The organism is Methanophagales archaeon (assembly GCA_021159465.1).
In the GTDB taxonomy this organism is placed as follows: Archaea; Halobacteriota; Syntropharchaeia; order Alkanophagales; family Methanospirareceae; genus G60ANME1.
Genome location: JAGGRR010000105.1, coordinates 1 through 4,922 on the forward strand (window position 1 = coordinate 1; position 4,922 = coordinate 4,922).

Sequence of the window (4,922 nt, forward strand, 5' to 3'; positions counted from 1 at the left end):
TAATCGCAGATAAATTCAAAAGAACGGAGTTAGTGACGTGATGTCGCCGAGCCGAACTCTCAGCTTCGCTTTGGTGCTTTCGCACTTGGACAACATGTGGATATGTTGCTTCGCCTTCGGCACTCCGCCCAAATTTGCTATCGCAAACTTCACATATCTCCAATCCGTTATACGAAATGCACATATTTTAGAATCGCAATCTTAGTGTAACAATCTCAAAAGGCTTTACATTCAATTTTATACGCTTACCCTCTATCTGCAGTCCTTTGCTAACTTCTTCATCCTCATATTCCAGTAGATTCACAACCTTGACCTCAGTGGGCTCTTTGAAGAACGTTATCTCTGCATCTGTATCTTCTCCTGCTGCATCATAGAATCTCAGAATTATGCCATCACCATCATCCGCAACTTTTAATGCCGATAAAACCACATTCTCTGGCTTAATAGTCAAGAAGCTGTTCTCATGCGGGAGTTTCTCACCTCTTCTCAATTGTATCCCATAAAGAGCACAATTGAACTCCTGTGCCTGCCGGTAGCTATAAGCGCTCTTCCAATCGCCACGATGTGGATAAATGGCATATCTGAATGTATATCTTCTCAACTCGCGTGCATCCGGTACAGGGATTGCAGGTCCGGTCTTGCCATCAGAGGATAGCATAGAGACGCTTCTGAGTAATGTTAAATATAGAGCGCCGTCTCTCACCTCGCTCTCAGGCGTACCACAGTGTATCACCGTTAAGCCCAAGCCCTTACCCGCATCTGAATAATCGAACCATCTAAGAGAAGGAAATGCCCCACAGGGCTTCTCAACCCATTCCTCTCCATCCTCTGGCTTATAATACCACATATCTGTTGGACGCGATACAGCGCCAAACTGAGAGCCGCAGACATATGTAGGTGATTTCATGGCTGTGTTGAACCTGACCCTGAGTCGTGCTCTTGGATGTTTATCCACCACATTCGTGACGAAGTCTATTCGCGGGATGTCTTTGTAAATGATTATCTTCTTTGTACATTCGAGGAATTTATGTCGCCATATAATTGGCGGGTGTTTATCAGTAAGTCTATAAGGCCAGCGGAGTGAGAAATAATCGGTCTCCACATGAATAACTCGTCGCAATGGGCTCTTCGTTATGTAAAAATTCTTTACCCTGAACGCACCGTATTTTACTCCCTCTCCACTCTCGGACTTCAAGGGGATATCCAGCACCTGCCGATGGTAATAAAGGTCACCTGCTTCTTCCTCCAGTACTAACTCGTTTCCCATGCATACCCCCTCGTGCTTCTCGCCTTCATCAATATATACTGTTATAAGACCCGTAGCAGGCTCTATCTCCACGCCAAAGAACCTGTTCTCTATCGTATTACCCCTGATGAGTATGAAATTCGGGTCAAAAGGATACCGCTTGGGCTCTCGTTCCAGTATCTTATACACCTTATACCCCATTGGAGGCACAGTGGGGACGAAACCTATCCGTGCATATCGCAATGAGTCATCTCCGTACCTTGTGAACTTTATTATCTCCACATCTATCTCCTCTTCACCACTCTTTAACCCTTTTATCGTTACCACCTCGCCCTTATCAAATCTCAAATCCATCTCTATCCAGTTCTTCACTTCCCATGAGAGCGAGTTAAACACTATTATATCACCAATATCGGCACTCCCTCCCTTCCCTGATTCACTCTCTATTATTCGTGAATGCACATGAATGCAGCGATTGGACATCTCGGCGGTAATGAAGCCTTTATATTGCTTCACATCATCATAACCACGGTCCATACCGGTACCAGGAACGACATCATGAAACGCAATGAACAGTATCTTCCGCCAGCAGTTCCTCAATTCTTCAGAAGGGAAATAACTATCCACGAGCGATGCAAGAGTAGCCCATCGTTCGCAACATGTCAACCAGCTCTCGTATTCACAGAGTCCCTGTTTTATCCACACCCTGCTCGAACTACAATTCGGAAAGACTTCCGAGTACCGCCCTGAGTACATCTCACCTTTTCGCACTTCCAGCTTCAGTTCCTTCTCCTTTATCTCGGTCTCCAGTGATTCGAAGAATTCTCGGGGCGTTGCTATCTTCATCTCTGCTCTATCCCCTCTCTCCTTATTCCAGGCATTCACCACCTCCGGGGTCTCTGGCTGTGGTAGTGTAACGCCACTGCCGGAAGGCATCAGGATATGTGAAGTTGCAGCAACCTCTTTCAGCTTCTTATAGCTCTCGTCCAGCTTCGTCAAGTCCAGACCCGCCCTGTAACCCAGCGGCATCCAGTGTGTTAAAATCCGTGTACCATCAAGCCCTTCCCACAGGAATTCCGATGGCTTCCTCTTCGGGGCTCCTCTCCTGAATGCAACATACCTGTAACCGGATTTCCGGTATATCTGTGGTAGCTGAGCATTCAAGCCAAAGCTATCTGCCTGCCACATCACCGGGACGTCAATACCAAACTTCTGTTTCACGTATCTCTTACCCTCCGCTATCTCTCTTATAAGCGTCTCACCGTCCGGGAGCATTGTATCTGCCATCAGGTATTCACCATCAGCAATCTCGATATTACCCTTTTTTATCTGTTCTGCAATCCGTGTGAATAGCTCAGGATACCGCTTTTCCAGCTCCTCAAGCAGAAAAGTCTGCTCAATAAGGAACTTGTAATTGCTCTCTTCAACAAGCCTGGCAACTTCCCGCAGTATCAGCATAAGGTTGATATAGAAGTAATCCTCCTTTGTAAAGACCCAGATGGCATCATAATGCGTGTGCGGAACGAGATAAATAGTATCCTTCTCTTTCTCTTTCTCTTTTGTCTCCTCTTCTCTCGTCATCTTCTGGTTAGTGTAATAGGAAGTATGGATAAAAGATAAAAAGGTTTACTATAAAAGAATCTCAATACAAAATATTCTAAACTTATTTGTCTAATAAATAATCGTGTGTGTATAGCTTCGGCTTCATGAGTTTTTCTATTATTTTACGCTGTATATGAAATTTCTTTGCTTAGTTTTGCAAGTTCTGAAGAACGCTTCTGCCTTGAGAAGTATGGAGATGCCTATCGTGAATATATGAACAGGACACCAAGATATATGAGAATACCAAAAAGGAGAAATGATTAATTTGTTCTTTCGTTTGCATTATCATCTAACAACGAGTGAAAAGCTTCGGTTTCGCTTCGCCAAAATTTTCACCTTCCGTGAGTTATTTGGACACTACATTCCTGAGTAAAATATCATTCAAGGAATCAAATGGAAGATAAAAGTATAATTTGCAATGTTCCGAAATAAAAACAAATGAACAGAGATGTTTGTGTACTGGATCCGTTCCTATCGGGGGTGTAATAATAACAATAGCAACAACAGAAAATAACCCTGCTCCCTGCTCCCTACTCTCTGCTCGCTATCGCTCGCTTCGCAGCCGACTCACTCAAACAACAAGCGGATATGCGATTCGCTAAGCTTATTTCATGGGATGTTTAAAAAGTCTTCAACTCGCCCCTGATCGCTTTCTCTGTTATCTCGTTTATGTTTGTGAGCCAATCATCCATTATCCGTGCTACTTTATTCTCGATCGTTGCAACCCCCGCGCCGGTACTACTACTCTGTGATATAATTTGCGCTGTTGCCACCTTCGGGTCATCTATTCGTCTGCCTATCTCTGATAATATCTTTATATATACCTCTTGAACGCCCTCCACTCTATCCACGATCTCATTGGCTATTTTAATGGCGAGCAAATTATAGATTTTTCCTGTATGGTTCACAGGATTCTTTCCCGCTGCTCCTTCCATGCTTATCGGTCTATTCGGTGTGATAAGTCCATTACAGCGGTTGCCTCGACCCGCTGCACCGTCATCACCCATCTCTGCAGATGTACCAGTTACCGTCATATAGACTGAGTGAGGCGTATCAGCTTGATTTATATGAGTTGTAACTGCTCTTTCGGTATATCTTGTAGCGATACCGGTAACAAACTCTTTTAAACCCTCTTTTATCGCCTCGTAGTGGTCATAATCCTCCACATACTTAGATACAAACGCATCGCCTACTGTCAGGTTTATTCTGTCGCCCTGCCTGAGTACCATTACTTTCATATCCTCCCCTATCGCTTTCTCTCTGTAACGATAATCTGACATCACCATGCCTTCTGTATCGAGAGCAATAGATTCAGCCTCTGATAGTGGCGCATGAGCAACGCCAAAGGATGTATCATTTGCCACTGGTATCTCCCGGTCCTTCTCTTTAAATACTGTTAACAGGTCTGAAGAGCCTTTACCCAGTTTGCTATCCACCACCACATGCCTGTCAACATCAAGATTACGCACGTTCTGTTTCAGATATTCACGTGCCGCCTGAAGTGCAATCACGTCTACCGGAATCTCTTCGCCTTCACATTCACGTGTCGCTCTGCCACCCAGCATAATGTAGATCGGAGATGTGACCTCACCACCACCGTATCTCGGATTTGACCTGCCAGCCACGAGCTGCACTTTATCTGTATTGTGATGCAGTATCATCCCACATCGTTTCTTATACTCCCTGCATAGCGCCACACTGAGCGCATCAGCAATGCCATCGCATAAACTGTCCGGATGCCCCAGCCCTTTTCTCTCCACCATCTCGACTTTCTGCTCCTCCACTGGCATCTTATTCATGAACTCAACTCTAATATTCCGCTTCTGTTCATTCTTGCTCATATCCATATCTTCTCCATATCTTCTCTTCGTATCTCTATCGCAATTCTTAAATAATAATTTTATAGTCTCTTGCAAAACTTTATCTATTATTCTCCCCAGAGTACCGCTAACACGGTGAGAGTTTGGAGTCTCGATAAACCACATTCTATAAAAAAACACCACGAGAATGAAAGCTAATGCAATGGGTTTTTTATCCAATTGTGGGAGAGGGAGTTATAAGTTTTCCTGAGAAC

Annotated in this window: 2 protein-coding genes; both read right to left on the reverse strand. The window is 44.4% G+C overall.

Annotated features, from left to right (window positions below; genetic code table 11):
• Nucleotides 1-187: 187 nt before the first annotated feature.
• The gene (locus J7J01_05260) at nt 188-2,827 is read right to left on the reverse strand and encodes a hypothetical protein (GenBank protein MCD6210287.1); all 2,640 of its coding nucleotides are present in this window, start codon (nt 2,825-2,827) and stop codon (nt 188-190) included.
• Between the two features lie 641 nt (nt 2,828-3,468).
• Nucleotides 3,469-4,689 (reverse strand): methionine adenosyltransferase, encoded by a 1,221-nt coding sequence (locus J7J01_05265; GenBank protein MCD6210288.1) that lies wholly within the window; start codon nt 4,687-4,689, stop codon nt 3,469-3,471.
• Nucleotides 4,690-4,922 lie beyond the last annotated feature (233 nt).